The 14,479-nt window shown below is 56.6% G+C and carries 15 protein-coding genes and 3 pseudogenes; 14 read left to right on the top strand and 4 right to left on the bottom strand.

The window, feature by feature from the left end:
* Positions 1-38: 38 nt before the first annotated feature.
* The 3 genes from QSJ10_RS13030 to thrB are packed head-to-tail and all read left to right on the top strand — an operon-like array spanning position 39 to position 3,309.
* On the top strand, positions 39-1,337 hold the full coding sequence (locus tag QSJ10_RS13030; protein WP_033016320.1) for a homoserine dehydrogenase: 1,299 nt from the start codon (positions 39-41) through the stop codon (positions 1,335-1,337).
* Positions 1,337-2,398, top strand: coding sequence for a threonine synthase (gene thrC / locus QSJ10_RS13025; RefSeq protein ID WP_033010398.1), 1,062 nt, complete (start codon positions 1,337-1,339; stop codon positions 2,396-2,398). Before QSJ10_RS13030 ends, thrC begins: the two co-directional genes overlap by 1 nt.
* Positions 2,395-3,309: a homoserine kinase gene (thrB, locus tag QSJ10_RS13020; protein WP_033016317.1), complete on the top strand. Its 915-nt coding sequence runs from the start codon at positions 2,395-2,397 to the stop codon at positions 3,307-3,309. The genes thrC and thrB overlap by 4 nt, the downstream gene beginning before the upstream one ends.
* A 101-nt stretch (positions 3,310-3,410) precedes the next feature.
* Here the strand turns inward: thrB and QSJ10_RS13015 are convergent, their stop codons facing one another.
* Complete coding sequence (locus QSJ10_RS13015; RefSeq protein ID WP_225995604.1) at positions 3,411-3,653, bottom strand: NifU family protein; 243 nt, start codon at positions 3,651-3,653, stop codon at positions 3,411-3,413.
* Between the two features lie 84 nt (positions 3,654-3,737).
* On the opposite strand from QSJ10_RS13015, the gene QSJ10_RS13010 reads away from it, so the two are divergent.
* Entirely contained in the window at positions 3,738-4,067 is a 330-nt protein-coding gene (locus QSJ10_RS13010; RefSeq protein WP_033010402.1) for a DUF1462 family protein, read from the top strand.
* Between the two features lie 99 nt (positions 4,068-4,166).
* Here the strand turns inward: QSJ10_RS13010 and QSJ10_RS13005 are convergent.
* A pseudogene (locus QSJ10_RS13005) lies at positions 4,167-4,418 on the bottom strand (NAD(P)/FAD-dependent oxidoreductase); the annotation flags it as partial.
* Positions 4,419-4,778: 360 nt separating this feature from the next.
* Between QSJ10_RS13005 and QSJ10_RS13000 the strand changes: the two are divergent.
* The 4 genes from QSJ10_RS13000 (at position 4,779) to QSJ10_RS12985 (ending at position 6,915) form a co-directional block, all read left to right on the top strand.
* A complete protein-coding gene (locus tag QSJ10_RS13000) occupies positions 4,779-5,018 on the top strand; it encodes a YuzB family protein (protein WP_033016359.1) in 240 nt (79 codons plus the stop codon).
* A gap of 131 nt (positions 5,019-5,149) precedes the next feature.
* Positions 5,150-6,022: a diaminopimelate epimerase gene (gene dapF / locus QSJ10_RS12995; RefSeq protein ID WP_033016358.1), complete on the top strand. Its 873-nt coding sequence runs from the start codon at positions 5,150-5,152 to the stop codon at positions 6,020-6,022.
* A gap of 97 nt (positions 6,023-6,119) precedes the next feature.
* Positions 6,120-6,485: a HesB/IscA family protein gene (locus QSJ10_RS12990; protein ID WP_033010406.1), complete on the top strand. Its 366-nt coding sequence runs from the start codon at positions 6,120-6,122 to the stop codon at positions 6,483-6,485.
* Between the two features lie 133 nt (positions 6,486-6,618).
* Positions 6,619-6,915, top strand: coding sequence for a LapA family protein (locus QSJ10_RS12985; RefSeq protein ID WP_033010407.1), 297 nt, complete (start codon positions 6,619-6,621; stop codon positions 6,913-6,915).
* 176 nt (positions 6,916-7,091) lie between these two features.
* Here QSJ10_RS12985 and QSJ10_RS12980 read toward each other — a convergent pair whose 3' ends face one another.
* Positions 7,092-8,090, bottom strand: a complete 999-nt coding sequence (locus QSJ10_RS12980; RefSeq protein ID WP_196332687.1) for an NAD(P)/FAD-dependent oxidoreductase — start codon at positions 8,088-8,090, stop codon at positions 7,092-7,094.
* Positions 8,091-8,368: 278 nt separating this feature from the next.
* On the opposite strand from QSJ10_RS12980, the gene QSJ10_RS12975 reads away from it, so the two are divergent.
* The 5 genes and pseudogenes from QSJ10_RS12975 to spsC all read left to right on the top strand — a co-directional run bounded on the left by QSJ10_RS12975 (position 8,369) and on the right by spsC (position 11,803).
* Positions 8,369-9,592: an NAD(P)/FAD-dependent oxidoreductase gene (locus QSJ10_RS12975; protein WP_049626249.1), complete on the top strand. Its 1,224-nt coding sequence runs from the start codon at positions 8,369-8,371 to the stop codon at positions 9,590-9,592.
* Positions 9,593-9,747: 155 nt separating this feature from the next.
* Positions 9,748-10,246: pseudogene (locus QSJ10_RS12970) on the top strand (NUDIX domain-containing protein).
* Positions 10,247-10,372: 126 nt separating this feature from the next.
* Positions 10,373-10,510, top strand: a complete 138-nt coding sequence (locus QSJ10_RS12965) for a YuiA family protein (RefSeq protein WP_160315650.1) — start codon at positions 10,373-10,375, stop codon at positions 10,508-10,510.
* A gap of 55 nt (positions 10,511-10,565) precedes the next feature.
* Positions 10,566-10,889, top strand: coding sequence for a YuiB family protein (locus QSJ10_RS12960; RefSeq protein WP_033016313.1), 324 nt, complete (start codon positions 10,566-10,568; stop codon positions 10,887-10,889).
* 275 nt (positions 10,890-11,164) lie between these two features.
* Positions 11,165-11,803: a stationary phase survival protein SpsC gene (spsC, locus tag QSJ10_RS12955; RefSeq protein ID WP_033016309.1), complete on the top strand. Its 639-nt coding sequence runs from the start codon at positions 11,165-11,167 to the stop codon at positions 11,801-11,803.
* A 17-nt stretch (positions 11,804-11,820) separates the two neighbouring features.
* Here the strand turns inward: spsC and QSJ10_RS12950 are convergent.
* Positions 11,821-12,632 (bottom strand): annotated as a pseudogene (locus QSJ10_RS12950) (cobalamin-binding protein).
* 178 nt (positions 12,633-12,810) lie between these two features.
* Here QSJ10_RS12950 and QSJ10_RS12945 point away from each other — a divergent pair.
* Complete coding sequence (locus tag QSJ10_RS12945; RefSeq protein ID WP_053532270.1) at positions 12,811-14,304, top strand: leucyl aminopeptidase; 1,494 nt, start codon at positions 12,811-12,813, stop codon at positions 14,302-14,304.
* Positions 14,305-14,479: the final 175 nt, after the last annotated feature.

The raw sequence follows: 14,479 nt of genomic DNA, 5'->3' as shown, positions 1-14,479 counted from the left end.
CAAATGTCTACTGTACGTAAACAGAAGGAGCGGGAATCATGGAAAAACCAATTTTGGTCGGATTGTTAGGACTAGGAACGGTCGGGAGCGGCGTGGTGAAAATTATCGAAAACCACCAGGAAAAATTGATGCACCAAGTCGGCTGTCCGGTGAAGGTGAAAAAAATCCTCGTCCGGGACGTACATAAGCCGCGCGATGTCGCCGTCGACCCCGCATTATTGACGACAAGCGCCGCCGACGTGATCGACGATCCGGACATCAATGTCATCATCGAGGTGATGGGCGGCGTCGAGGAGACGAAAGAGTGGCTGTTGCGGGCGCTCCGCCAAGGGAAGCACGTGGTGACCGCGAACAAAGATTTAATGGCTGTCTACGGTTCAGAGCTGCTTCGGGTGGCGGCGGAGCACCGTTGCGATTTGTTTTATGAAGCGAGCGTCGCCGGCGGCATTCCGATTTTGCGCAGCCTGGTCGACGGCTTGGCGTCCGACCGGATCACCAAGCTCATGGGCATCGTGAACGGAACGACGAACTACATTTTGACGAAAATGTCGCAAAACGGCGCTTCGTATGAAGCCGTGCTGGCGGAAGCGCAGGCGCTCGGGTTCGCCGAGGCCGATCCGACGTCAGACGTGGAAGGGCTCGATGCGGCGCGAAAAATGGCGATTTTGGCCCGCCTCGGCTTTTCGATGGACATCGACTTGGACGATGTGCAAGTGAAGGGAATCACCGAAGTGACCGAGGAAGACTTGAACTACGGGAAGCGGCTTGGCTACACGATGAAATTGATCGGCATCGCCCAGCGCGACGGGCAGAAGGTCGAAGTGAGCGTCCAGCCGACGTTTTTGCCGGATTCGCACCCGCTTGCGTCGGTGCATAACGAATACAACGCCGTCTATGTGTATGGCGAAGCGGTCGGGGAGACGATGTTTTACGGGCCGGGGGCGGGCAGCCTGCCGACGGCGACAGCCGTTGTCTCCGATCTGGTCGCGGTGATGAAAAACATGCGCCTTGGCGTCAACGGCCATTCCGCGGTCGCCCCGCAATATGAAAAGCAATTGAAAGCGCCAGCGGAAATTTTCTCAAAATACTTTTTGCGCATTCATGTGAAAGACCAAGTCGGTGCATTTACGAAAATTACGACGCTGTTTTCGCAGCGCGGGGTGAGCTTTGAGAAAATTTTGCAGCTGCCGCTGAAAGAAAACGGTCTGGCGGAAATCGTGATCGTGACGCATGACGCCTCGCAGCAAGACTACGAAGACATTTTGCAGCAGCTGGGCGATTTGGAAATCGTCGAGCGCGTCCAAAGTTCGTATCGGGTGGAAGGGGAGAAACGGTAATGGCATGGAACGGCCTGCTTGACGCCTATGGCGAGTTTTTGCCGCTTACGGCGGCGACGCCGAGGCTGTCACTTTGCGAAGGGAACACGCCGCTCATTCCGCTGCCGCGTCTGTCGGAAGAGCTTGGGATCACCTTGTATGTCAAGGTTGAAGGGGCGAACCCAACCGGTTCGTTTAAAGACCGCGGCATGGTGATGGCGGTGGCGAAAGCGAAAGAGGAAGGAAGCCATACGATCATTTGCGCGTCAACTGGCAACACGTCGGCGTCGGCGGCCGCCTATGCGGCGCGCGCCGGCATGCGTTGCCTCGTCGTTGTGCCGAACGGGAAAATCGCGCTTGGCAAACTGGCGCAAGCGGCGATGTACGGCGCGGAGATTTTCGCGATTGACGGCAACTTTGACGAGGCGCTGAAAATGGTGCGCCGCCTGAGCGAAACGGCGCCGATTACGCTTGTCAACTCGGTCAATCCGCACCGGATCGAAGGACAGAAAACGGCGGCGTTCGAAGTGTGCGACCAGCTTGGCCGCGCCCCGGACGTGCTCGCCATTCCGGTCGGCAACGCCGGCAACATCACCGCCTATTGGAAAGGGTTTAAGGAGTACCATGCGGCCAAAGGGACCGGGTTGCCGCAAATGCGCGGCTTTGAAGCGGAAGGAGCGGCAGCGATCGTCCGCAACCGGGTGATTGAACAGCCGGAAACGGTGGCGACGGCGATCCGCATCGGCAATCCGGCGAGCTGGGAAAAAGCGGTCGAGGCCGCCAACGAATCGCGCGGAAAAATCGATGAGGTGAGCGATGCCGAAATTTTGGCCGCCTACAAGCGGCTCGCCCGGACGGAAGGCATTTTTGCCGAGCCGGCATCATGCGCGGCCATCGCCGGGGTCATCAAACAGCGCGAACGGAACGAAATCGAACGCGGCAGCCTCGTCGTAGCGGTTTTGACCGGCAACGGCTTGAAAGACCCGGCCATCGCCTTGGAGACGGCGGCGATTGAGCCGGTCGTGCTGCCGAATGATGAACGAGCTGTCTTGGAGCGTTTGCAAGGGGTTGTCCGCACATGAAAGAAGACGAGATGTTGAAAATCATCGTGCCGGGCAGCACGGCGAACTTAGGGCCCGGCTTTGACTCGATCGGGCTCGCCGTCAACCGTTACTTGACGCTTGATGTTCGCTTGGCGGAAGCGTGGTCGTTTGCGCCCAAAACACCGGAAGTCAGCGGCATTCCGCGCGGGACGGACAATTTGGTGTACGAGGTGGCGGACAAGGTGGCGGACGCGCACGGCCGGCGGCTGCCGAGCTGCGCGGTCGATGTGTACAGCGACATTCCGTTTACGCGCGGGCTAGGTAGCAGCGCAGCGGCGGTCGTCGCCGGCGTGGAGCTCGCCGATGCGCTGCTCGAGCTAGGCCTGTCGCGCGAACAAAAGATGGAATGGGCGGCCCGCTATGAAGGGCATCCCGACAATGTCGGCGCCTCGCTGTACGGGGGGCTGGTCATCGGCTGCTGCCGCGAAGCGGGGGTGGATGTCGTCCGTGTGCCGGAATTTGATGTGGAGATCGTCGCCATTATCCCCGGTTATGAACTGGAAACGAAAAAAGCGCGCGGACAGCTGCCGGCCCAATGGCCGCGGGCGCGCGCCGTCGAGGCAAGCGCCGTCAGCAACGTCCTTGTCGCCGCCTTGCTCACGAAAAACTGGAAGCTCGCCGGCCGGATGATGGCGGCCGATTTGTTCCACCAGCCGTACCGGAAACCGCTCGTTCCGGAGCTGGCGCGGGCCGAGACGCTTGCCGAGGAATACGGAGCGATCGGCGCGGCGCTGAGCGGGGCGGGGCCGACAGTGCTCGTCTTTGCCGAACCGGGTCAAGGAGAGCGGTTGGCGCACCAGCTGCGCCCGCATTTTCCGACGTGCGACATCGCGCGTCTTTCCGTCGAGCCGCGCGGCAGCCGCGTCTACAAGCTGGCGCTTGAAGCTTGACCGCCAGCGGCAGTCCGGTTTTCGGGGTCGTCCGGAAGCGGACGGTGTCCGCCCGCCGGCGACAAAAAAATCCGAACAGCGGTCGCTGTTCGGATTTTTCATTAAAACACTTGTTCCACTTCAACGACGCCCGGCACTTCTTCAAACAAGGCGCGTTCGATCCCCGCTTTCAGCGTGATCGTCGAGCTCGGGCAGCTGCCGCATGCGCCAAGGAGACGGAGTTTGACAACGCCGTCTTCGACATCGACAAGTTCGCAGTCGCCGCCGTCGCGAAGCAGGAACGGACGGAGTTTATCTAAAACTTCTTGTACTTGTTCTTTGATTTCTTGATCCGTCATTTTCATCGACTCCTTTCCCTATTTTTTATTATAATCATGGTAGCGGAAAAAATCTAATGATAAATTTTGTTTTCGCAAAGGATGACAACGATGACATTCAAGCCGGTTGAAATTTGTGTGTACGGGGCCGACATCATTTGTCCGTCGTGCGTGCAGCTGCCGTCGTCGAAGGAAACGTATGAGTGGCTCGAGGCTGCGTTGCGCCGCAAATATCCCGACCAGCCGTTTGTGATGACGTACGTCGACATTTTCGCGCCGCCCGCTGACGATGAGGCAAAGCGGAAACTGGCGCAGACGATCGTTGAGGAAGATTGGGTGTACCCTGTCGTGGTCGTGGAAGGGGAAGTCGTGGCCGAAGGCAATCCGCGGCTGAAGTCGATTTATGCGGAAATGGAGAAATACGGCTACCGCTCATCGTAAGCGGCAGGTGAACGCCATCTAAAGAGGAGGCGGGGAGTCCTCCGCCGCTTTTGTTGGCGTGAATGAACAGGAAGCCAAAGCGGCCGCCTGCTCAGCAGGTTAATACCCATGATGGTACTTGTACATCCACAAAATGCCTGACTTTAACAGGCGCGGCACGCGTCCGGTGAGCGGGCGGTCCGCGACGAGGCCGAAGCCGTGTTTTTTGCCGAGTGAGCCGAGAATGCCTTTCAGCTTGATCGGCGGGAATTCGCTCGGCGGCTCTTCGCCGTTCCACCGTTTTTGCAGCACTTGGACGATTTGCTCCGCCTGCGCTTCGGCGAGCTGGGCGCTTGGCGAATGCGGCAGGCTTGTGTCCAGTTTCGTAAGCCGCCAATGCCAAAACATAAAAAAGTATAGCGAAATTGTGACAAAAGAACAACAATTTTTCTGGACGGCCGCCTTGGAGGCGCATAAGCTGACAAACCGCATCGTTTGGCGCTGAGAGCGCTCAACCGAAGCGGCATGGCGGCTTCCCTGTCGGCGGTCGGCGTCGTGCGTTCAGCGTCATGCCGTCGCTTGCGCCTTTTCTCAACTTGAGAAACCTTGCGCCAGCGCTTTTGATTTTCTCAAACTGGAGGGACGCTCTTTTTCCGCGCCCTTCTCGTGAGCATGTCCGTTGACGCCGCGCCGCAAAACGGCTACGATGGGAAGCAGGAAGGTGAACAGGCGATGATTTTGCCGGTCATAGAATTTTGCATCAGCAACTTGGCGAGCGGGTCGTACAAAGCAATGGAAATGCTTGAAAAAGACCCGAATTTGGACATCATCGAATACAGCTGCTTAAGCTATTGCACGCGTTGTGCGGAAACGTTGTTTGCGCTCGTCAACGGCGAATTTGTCAGCGGTGAGACGCCGGAGCAGCTGGTGGAAAATATTTATAAACATTTGGAAGAAAATCCGATGTTTTGACTGAAAAAAGGAGGATGCCTACAAGCGGCATCCTCTTCAATGTATATGAAAAAACGGGGGATATTCCCATTTTGTCCACACAAAGGATTCAATATACGCAAAAGGTGAAAAATTTTTTGGGAGGGCATATCGTGCGATCGTTTTCGTTTGCGAAAATGCATGGGTTAGGAAATAGTTATATTTACGTCGATTTGTTTCGGGAAACGTTGCCGGAAGACGAGTTGCCGGCGATCGCCCGCCGCGTGTCGGATGTCAACACTGGCATCGGTTCGGATGGCTTGATCCTCATTTGCCCGTCCGATGAGGCGCCGGTGAAAATGCGCATCTTTAACAGCGACGGCTCGGAAGGGAAAAACTGCGGGAACGGCTTGCGCTGCGTGGCAAAATATGCGTATGAGCACGGCCTCGTCCGCGGCCGCTCGTTTTTGATTGAAACGCTCTCCGGGCTTGTCGAGGCGGAAGTCGCTGTCCAAAACGGCAAGGTAGCGAGCGTGACCGTCGATATGGGCGAACCGCGCCTCGCGCGGAGCGCTATTCCGATGGCCGGGCCGGAAGCGGCGCAGGTGGTCGCCGAGCCGTTTGTGGTAAACGGGCGCGAATATACGATTACCGCCGTTTCGATGGGAAACCCGCACGTCATTTTTTATGTCGAGGACATTGACGAAGCGCCGGTGACGACGCTCGGCCCGCTTGTCGAGAAAGATCCGCGCTTTCCGGAAGGGGTGAACGTCGAGTTTGTCGAAGTCGTCAATGAACGCGAGCTTCATTTCCGCGTCTGGGAGCGCGGCTCCGGCGTGACGCAGGCGTGTGGAACCGGAGCGTGCGCGGCCGTCGTCGCTTCGGTGTTGAACGGCAAAACGGCGCGCGGAGTGGAAACGGTCGTCCATTTGGCCGGCGGCGATTTGCGCATCGTCTGGGGGCATGACGGGCGTGTACGCATGACCGGGCCGGCGGAGACGGTGTGCACTGGCGTGTATTTTTACGAAAGCGGGCAGAACGGTTGAGCACCCGGATGGGAAAGCGGTATACTATAAGCAAAGAGAAAAAAGAGGCAAAACGAGACCGGTTGGAAAGACGAGAACATGGAAAGGAGAGAGTCCAATGGCGGAAGCGATCGTGACGCTGACCGAAGCGGCGGCGTTTCAAATTAAGGACATGATGAAGGAGCAGGAAGAAGAGCACGCTTACCTGCGCGTCGGCGTCCATGGCGGCGGCTGCAGCGGGCTGTCGTACGGCATGGGCTTTGAGCACGAGCGGCGCGATGATGATATTGAATTCGAACAGCACGGGATTAAAATTTTGGTCGACCGCGACAGTGCCCCGATTTTGCGCGGCACGGTCATCGACTACAAGCAGTCTTTGCTTGGTGGCGGGTTTACGATCAACAACCCGAACGCCATCGCAACATGCGGCTGCGGCTCGTCGTTCCGCACCGCAACGAACGCCGGCACGCCGGAGCAATGTTAGCCGAATGGCATGAAATGCGCTGTTCAACGTATCAATCGTCCCCGGCGCACCGGGGCAATGCCGAGTGAACGGCTGAAGCCGCCCGTCGCCGGAGGCCGTTTCCAGACGGCCGTCAAAGGAAGGGGGAGCGCCGATGAAAGGGCAGTTGAATTTGTTGCTGGCGCTCGTGTTGGCGCTTGTCATCGCTCTTATGGCAGTGGCCAATGTCGAGCAAGTGACGATCCATTATTTGGCCGGTGAAACCCGCCTGCCGCTCATTGTCGTCATTTTCGGATCGGCGATTGTTGGCGGTCTCGTTGTCGGCATGCTTGGTTGGGTGCGCTTGTTCAGCTTGCAGCGGCGGTTGAAGGCGGCGGAAAAGAAAAATGAGGAACTGGCAGCGCTTTTGGAGCAAACAGAGCGGCTGGATACGGCGGCCGCGAAAGAATAGCGCAATGAAAAACGAGCCCTGCTGCGACCGGGCGGCGGTTTCCGCCCGATTTGGCAGGGCGCGTTTTTTTTTTTGCGTCAAACATTCTGGTTCCGTCGGGCTGTTGTTTTGGCAAGTACTGTTTTTCGTTCGTGTTATAGGCGAATCCGTTTCGGCGGTCGCCGCTTTTTTGCCGCTTAAAAGAGCGACGTGGAGTGCGCCGGCTGCATCCGCGCCGTCGGGTCGATGTACGTTTTCGCGCTGCTGATGGCGATCGGCGCTTCACCGAAGCCGCAGGCGATCAGCTTGATTTTGCCGTCGTATGTGCAAATGTCGCCGGCCGCATACACGCCGGGGATGTTCGTTTCCATGCGCGAGTTGACTTTGATCGCATTTTTTTCGATGTCAAGCCCCCAGTTTTTGATCGGGCCGAGCGACGAAATAAAGCCGTAGTTGACCACGACGGCGTCGACATCGATCGTTTCTTTCGCGCCTTCTTTCACATGCTCGAGGACGACCTGGCGGATGCCTTGGTCATCGCCGATGAGCTCGACCGGCACAAACGGCGTTTTCACGTGCACGCTTGACTTCATCAACTGTTCGACGCTATGTTCATGGGCGCGGAATTTGTCACGGCGATGCACAATCATGACGCTTTCGGCGATCGGTTCGAGCATGAGCGACCAGTCGACGGCCGAATCGCCGCCGCCGCAGACGAGCACGCGCTTTCCGGAAAACTGCCCTAAGTCGTTGATGAAGTAATGTAAGTTTTCTCCTTCATAGCGGGGAGCGCTTTCGATTTCGAGCCGACGCGGCTGAAAGGCGCCGTTTCCGGCGGTGATGATGATCGTTTTCGAATAATGGATTTGTTGATTGGTGACGAGTTTAAACGTTCCGTCCCCCTGCTTTTCGAGCGTGTCGACCGACTCGTTCAGGCAGACGGTCGGCGAAAATAGGTCCATCTGCTCTTTCAGCTGGTTGACAAGCTCTTGGGCGCGCACTTTCGGAAACCCGGCGACATCGTATATGTATTTTTCCGGATACAACGCAGCCAGCTGCCCTCCAAGCTGCGGAAGGCTTTCGATAATTTTCACTTTCATTTGCCGCAAGCCGCCGTAAAACGCGGCAAACATCCCGGTCGGCCCGCCGCCGATGATCGTGACGTCATAAAGATTCCGATCCTCTTTCACCGACATTCCTCCCCTCATATAAATAATGGCCTTACAAGTTTATCTTACCATAAATGCGCGCTGTTATAACGGCGAATTTTTGCCGGGCCGGCGGAAAAAAAGGGCTTGAAAAGAGGCAAAAAAAGAACTAATATGGTTGTGGATAGATTGTTAATTTTTTGTGACAATCTGTCGACATTTTTTTGAAGGTTAACGTGAATACTTTCACAAACTTCGCTCAATAAAAATGGGGGCCGAAGCAAAAGCTATCAGAAACGTGTGGAAAAAAATTAAAAAGGGTGGAAGTGATTCAAGTGAGAAAACCAAACGTTGTCATTTTAGGGGCTGGCTATGGCGGGCTCATGACGACCGTCCGCCTGCAAAAACTTGTCGGGGTGAACGAGGCGAACATTACGCTTGTCAACAAACACGACTACCATTATGAAACGACATGGCTCCATGAAGCGTCGGCCGGCACGTTGCACCATGACCGCGTCCGCTATCCGATCCGCGACGTCATTGATCGCAGCAAGGTGAAATTCGTCCAAGATACGGTGACGAAAATCGTGCCGGGCGAAAAGAAAGTGCTGCTTGAAAATGGCGAGCTGACGTACGATTATCTCGTCATCGCCCTCGGATTCGAATCGGAGACGTTCGGCATCAAAGGGCTGAAAGAGTACGCGTTCTCGATCGCCAACATCAACGCGGCGCGGCAAATCCGCGAGCATATCGAGTACCAGTTTGCGACGTACAACACGGAAGAGGAAAAGAAAGACGAGCGGCTGACGATCGTGGTCGGCGGGGCCGGGTTCACCGGCATCGAGTTTTTGGGCGAGCTCGTCAACCGCATTCCGGAGCTGTGCCGCGAATATGACGTCGATCCGCACAAAGTGCGCATCATTTGCGTCGAAGCGGCGCCGACCGCGCTGCCGGGCTTCGATCCGGAGCTTGTCGAATACGCGGTGAGCCAGCTCGAGCGCAAAGGAGTGGAGTTTAAAATCGGCACCGCCATTAAAGAGTGCACGCCGGATGGCATCATTGTCGCGAAAGGTGATGATGTCGAGGAAATTAAAGCCGGCACGGTCATTTGGGCGGCCGGCGTGCGCGGCAGCCGCGTCATCGAGGAATCTGGGTTTGAAGCGGCGCGGGCGCGCATTAAAGTGGACCCGTACTTGCGTGTCCCGGGGCATGAAGACATTTTCGTCGTCGGCGACTGTTCGCTCGTCATTGATGAAGAAACGAACCGCCCGTATCCGCCGACGGCGCAAATCGCCATGCAAGAAGGCCAGCTGTGCGCGAAAAACTTGGCGGTGCTCATCCGTGGACAAGGGGAGCTGGAGCCGTTTAAGCCGGATATTAAAGGGACGGTTTGCTCGCTCGGCCATGACGATGCGATCGGCGTTGTGTTCGGCAAAAAGTTGTGGGGAACGAAAGCGAGCTTCATGAAAAAAGTCGTCGACAACCGCGCTTTGTATTTGATCGGCGGTGCATCGCTCGTCATGAAAAAAGGGAAATTCAAGTTTTTCTGATGAAGGCCAAAAGAGGGCGCTCCCATCGCCAGGGGCGCCTTTTCTCATGGATGTTTCCGTTCGGGCCGGCTCTTTTTTATATGGCGGCTGACAGGGAACGGCTGCTTTCTTGTCGAAATACAAACAGGAACAACGATGGGAAAAGGATGAGGATGATGGACCACAAACGCGGAAACGTATGGATTGCCTCGGCCGGGCTTGTGATCAACGAAGCGGGCGAATGGCTTGTCGTCAAGAAAGCCTACAGCGGGCTGAAAGGCAAATGGTCGTTGCCGGCTGGATTCGTCAAGCCGGGGGAGATGCTTGACGAGGCGGCCGTCCGCGAAGTGAAAGAGGAGACGGGAATCGACGCCGAGCCGGTCGTGTTTCTCGGTTTGCGCACCGGGGTCATCGACGGAGAGATCAGCGACAATTTGGCGATGTTTCTTCTCCGCCCATTGTCGGCCGCCATTACCGTGCAGGCGGGCGAATTGTCGGCCGCTGCTTTTTTAAGCAAGGCGGCGTTCCGCGACGACCCGAACACGTCCGGGCTGCTTCGCTATTTATTGGCGCTTGAGCCGCTCGTCTCCCTTCCCCCGCATAACGGGCTGAACCCGGGTGATCCGGTTTGGGTACACGAAGTACCGCCTTTACTTAAAATCGTCAAAATCATAAGAATAATGGAGAAAATGAAAGCGAGGCGCCGATGTATTCGATTACATGAACGAAAACAGAGAAGAATCGCCGTTTTTTACAGAAAATTTTGATATATTAACAAAAAAGAAGTGGAGGGGAAGAAGAATGGCACAAACGGCGACGACGACCGATTGCGTGTACTGCGGTGGCCACGGATACGTCCAGCTTTTGCTCGGCGGATCGGAAACGTGCTGCGGCTGCCAAGGGACGGGAAGCGAGACGGAAGACGACGATGAGCATTGACTTGTCATCCGCCCATCCAGTACACTGAAAAAGGGTGTAAGGTAGGGAAGGGCGGATGCAAATGAGTTTGCCGGTTGTACTCATTTCGATGCTTTTATTTTTCGTCTTATTTTTCGGCATCGGATTTTTGTTAAATATGTTGTTGCGCATGACATGGATCATGGCTGTTTGCTTTCCGGTCATTGCGGTGTTCATTATTGACGATGTGCCATGGAAGCAGTATTGGACCGATCCGGCCGCCTCGTTTTCGGCGCTCGGCCGGAAAATCGCCTCGCTGGAAACGGCTGATTTGTTGATTTTGGCGAGCGGCTTTGCCGGCGCCCTTTGCGCCGGATGGGCGATCCGCACGCTGCGGGCGAAAGGCTATCAAATGTTCTAAGACATTTCGGATCGATCATGCTGCCCGATCGGTTGTATTTTTCGCAAAAGGGTATCAAAGGTGTTCAGGCGTCTCCGCGCAAGCGGGGGCGTTTTTTATTTTTGCGCGCCACCGTGTCTGCGGCGGCGTTTTTTCATGTTGCGGCGATGCCGGAGGGCGCCGCGGAACAGGCGCTTGGAGTCCGGTGTCATGCGTTTTTTCGATTGGCCCGCCGTTGCAATGAATATTTCGATTTTGGTTGGAGATAAATAGAGGTGTGAGAGGAGTTGAGATCATTGGATAGGTTCAGGCAGTTTGCACGCCGGACCGCGATGACGGTGTTGTTTTTCCTGGCGCTCACCGCGACGTTCCAGTCTGTTTCCGGAGTCGAGGCGGAAACGGTTCTCCGCTCCTTGTCGAGCGCATTATTGGTCGAGCATGAGCCGAGTGGCGGGACAAACGGCCGCCCGAAAAGCGGCAGTCGCTCCGCCCCGCGGCTTGAGGATCATTTTGACTGGTCAAAATATCCTTCCGTTGAAGTGGTCGCCACCGGCTATACAGCCGGCATTGAATCGACCGGGAAAACGCCTGATCACCCTGAGTATGGCATCACGTACTCCGGCGTCCGCGTGAAGCGCGACCTTTATTCGACGATTGCTGCCGATTTATCGATCTTTCCGATCGGCACGATTTTGTTCATCCCCGGATACGGGTTCGGCGTCGTCGCCGACAAAGGCGGGGCGATCAAAGGCCATCATCTTGATTTATATTATGAAACGGTCGAAGATGTCTATAAATATTGGGGAAAAAGGAAAGTGCAAGTTTACATTATCCAAAAAGGGGACGGCAAGCTGTCGGAGGAAGAATTGACGCGGTTGAACGAGGATGAAACGATGCAAGTGTTCCGGCAGCAATATTTGGAATCGAAAAGTTAAAGGAGGGCTCCCGCCCGTCAGCCGCCAAGGAGCGGATCGCTGTCGTCAGCGGGAGGAAACAGCGCCGGATGCAAAAGCGGCGACAATTTTTTAATCCGACCAAGAGGCGCGGAGACGGACGGCAATAGAGCGCTTCTTCCAACACGTGGATGCGCCCGGCACGGACCGCCTCAGTCTTGTCGGCGTGCGGGCGCGCGATAACGGCGTTGGCGTTCATGTTTTTCGTCTGCACGCCGACCCAAACGAGCAGGACGTGCGACGGGTTGCGGGCGACGACGTCTTCCCATTCCGTCTGGACGCTCGCTTCTGGAAGGTCGGCGAACACGTTGTGCCCGCCGGCGAGTTCGCTTAGTTCGCTCAGCCAGTTTGCCCCGCCCGGCGTGAAAATCGGCCGCGGCCACCATTCCCAATAGAGGCGAGCCGGCTCCGCCACCGTTGCGGCCCGCTCGCGGTATTCGCTGAGAAATGCGCGGTAGCGGCGGACGAGGTCGGCCGCTTTTTTCGTTTCGCCAAGCGCCTCGCCGAGCTGAAGGAGATCGTTGGCGATGTCCTCAAGCGAATTCGACGCCAGCACGAGATGCGGGAGCCCGCGCCGTTTGAGTTCCTCGACGTTGCGCTCCATGCCGGGCACGCTTAAAGAGGCGACGACCAGGTCAGGCTTGAGCGCCTCGACGCGGTCCATATCAATGTGCAAATCCGGCCCGACGTTTGGCAGCTGCTTCACCTCGGGCGGCCAGTCGGACGAATCGTCGACGGCGGCGACATCGTCAAGGCGGCCGAGATAGGCGAGCAGTTCGGTGTTGCTTGGACATAAGGAAACGATTTTCAACGGCATCGGTCCTTTCTGCATCGGAGTATGGTTATCCATTCGCCCCATCCCGCCTTTTTCCCTCTTTCGCCCCCCCTTGTTTTTAAATATGGGGAATTCATCCATTAGATGATCGAAATAATTGGCTTGTTTCGCTATAATGAAGACGGGAAGGCATAATCATAGAAAGGATGAGACGATGTTTACGGTAAAGCCATTGCCGTCTGTCGAAACGAACGAGGAAGCGTTGGTCATCGGCTTGTTTGAAGGGGGGCAGCCGTTTGCCGGCCTTGCCGGCGAGTATGACGCCCGCCTTGGCGGACAGCTGTCCGGACTGTGGAAGGAAGGCGACATTTCCGCGAAACGGGGGAGCATCGCCGTGATTCACCCGCTTTTGCCGGCCGGGGCGAAACGACTCTATTTTGTCGGGCTCGGCAAAAAAGAGGAGCTGACGTTTGCGCGGCTGCGCGAGGTGTTCGGCAAGCTGTTTCGCGCGTTGAAGCAGGCGAAGCGGACGAAAGCGGCGGTCGCGCTTGACACGTTTACGGCCGGGGACGTCGACGAAAACGAAGCCGCGCATGCGCTTGCTGAAGCGTATTATTTGGCGACGTATGAGTTCCCGGGATACAAGCAAAACAGGCGAGAGCGGGACTATGAGATGAAATCGCTCACCGTTTATACGGGGGCGGACGCAGCGGACATCGAGGCGAGCTTGTTCGTCGGTTCGGTATACGGGAAGGCGACGAACTCGGCGCGCACGCTCGTCAACACGCCGGGGAATTTGCTGACGGCGTCCGATTTGGCGGATTATGCCGTAAAGCTCGCTGACCGATACGATTTTGACTATGAAATTTTGGAGAAAGAAGACATGGAGCGGCTCGGCATGGGAGCGCTGCTCGCGGTCAACCAAGGGTCGAAGCAGCCGCCGAAATTGATCATGTTGAAATATCAAGGGAAAGAAAAATGGGAAGACGTGATCGCCCTCGTCGGCAAAGGGGTGACGTTCGACACAGGCGGCTACTGCCTGAAGCCGCGCGACAGCATGGTTGATATGAAAACGGATATGGCCGGCGCGGCGGCGGTGCTCGGGGCGATGGAAGCGATCGGCGAACTGCGGCCGGAACAAAACGTGCTCGCCGTCATCCCGGCGACTGACAATATGATCAGCGGCGAGGCGTTCAAACCGGATGATGTCATCACATCGCTGTCCGGAAAAACGATCGAAGTCCGCAACACGGACGCTGAAGGACGGCTCATTTTGGCCGATGCGGTGACTTATGCGAAACAGCACGGCGCCAGCTATATCATCGATGTCGCCACGCTGACAGGCGGAGTGATCGTCGCCCTTGGCACGGACAAAACAGGAGCGATGACGAACAACGAGGCGCTGTTTGAGCAGCTGCTGGAAGCATCGATGGAAACCGGGGAGTTCATTTGGCGGCTGCCGATCACCGAACACGACCGCGAGCGGGTGCGAAGCAGCAAAATCGCCGATTTGAACAACTCTCCGGGGCGCGAAGGGCACGCCATTATGGGCGGGGCGTTTATTGGCGAGTTTGCCGAAGACACCCCGTGGGTGCATTTGGACATTGCCGGCACGGCGACTGCAAAGAAAGATGGCGACCTCGGCCCGGTTGGGGCGACGGGTGTCATGGTGCGGACGCTCACCGCGTTTGTTGAACGGTTTGAATAAGCAAGACGCAAGCGGCGCTGCGATCGCCTAATTCAAGCAGGACGGGCTGAGCCGGCGGCCGCGCGATGTCGAATGGGAAAGCCGAAGCAAATGTGCATAGCTTCGGCTTTTGTTTGGCACGCTACATAATATATGGGCAGGAAAAGCGAACAAAATGTAAAGGTAATGTAAATTT

Origin of the sequence: Geobacillus stearothermophilus ATCC 12980 (genome assembly GCF_030369615.1) — a bacterium.
Taxonomy (GTDB): Bacteria; Bacillota; Bacilli; order Bacillales; family Anoxybacillaceae; genus Geobacillus; species Geobacillus stearothermophilus.
The sequence above is the reverse complement of the archived record's forward strand: the minus strand, read 5'-3'. Positions and strand labels throughout refer to the sequence as shown.

Coding starts and splice junctions, on each gene's coding strand:
- QSJ10_RS13000 (WP_033016359.1), top strand. CDS start 4,779: ATGATTTTGCCGGTCATAGAATTTTGCATCAGCAACTTGGCGAGCGGG.
- QSJ10_RS13010 (WP_033010402.1), top strand. CDS start 3,738: ATGACATTCAAGCCGGTTGAAATTTGTGTGTACGGGGCCGACATCATT.
- QSJ10_RS12960 (WP_033016313.1), top strand. CDS start 10,566: ATGCAAATGAGTTTGCCGGTTGTACTCATTTCGATGCTTTTATTTTTC.
- QSJ10_RS12985 (WP_033010407.1), top strand. CDS start 6,619: ATGAAAGGGCAGTTGAATTTGTTGCTGGCGCTCGTGTTGGCGCTTGTC.
- thrB (WP_033016317.1), top strand. CDS start 2,395: ATGAAAGAAGACGAGATGTTGAAAATCATCGTGCCGGGCAGCACGGCG.
- QSJ10_RS12990 (WP_033010406.1), top strand. CDS start 6,120: ATGGCGGAAGCGATCGTGACGCTGACCGAAGCGGCGGCGTTTCAAATT.
- thrC (WP_033010398.1), top strand. CDS start 1,337: ATGGCATGGAACGGCCTGCTTGACGCCTATGGCGAGTTTTTGCCGCTT.
- QSJ10_RS13030 (WP_033016320.1), top strand. CDS start 39: ATGGAAAAACCAATTTTGGTCGGATTGTTAGGACTAGGAACGGTCGGG.
- QSJ10_RS13015 (WP_225995604.1), bottom strand. CDS start 3,653: ATGAAAATGACGGATCAAGAAATCAAAGAACAAGTACAAGAAGTTTTA.
- QSJ10_RS12945 (WP_053532270.1), top strand. CDS start 12,811: ATGTTTACGGTAAAGCCATTGCCGTCTGTCGAAACGAACGAGGAAGCG.
- QSJ10_RS12980 (WP_196332687.1), bottom strand. CDS start 8,090: ATGTCGGTGAAAGAGGATCGGAATCTTTATGACGTCACGATCATCGGC.
- QSJ10_RS12965 (WP_160315650.1), top strand. CDS start 10,373: ATGGCACAAACGGCGACGACGACCGATTGCGTGTACTGCGGTGGCCAC.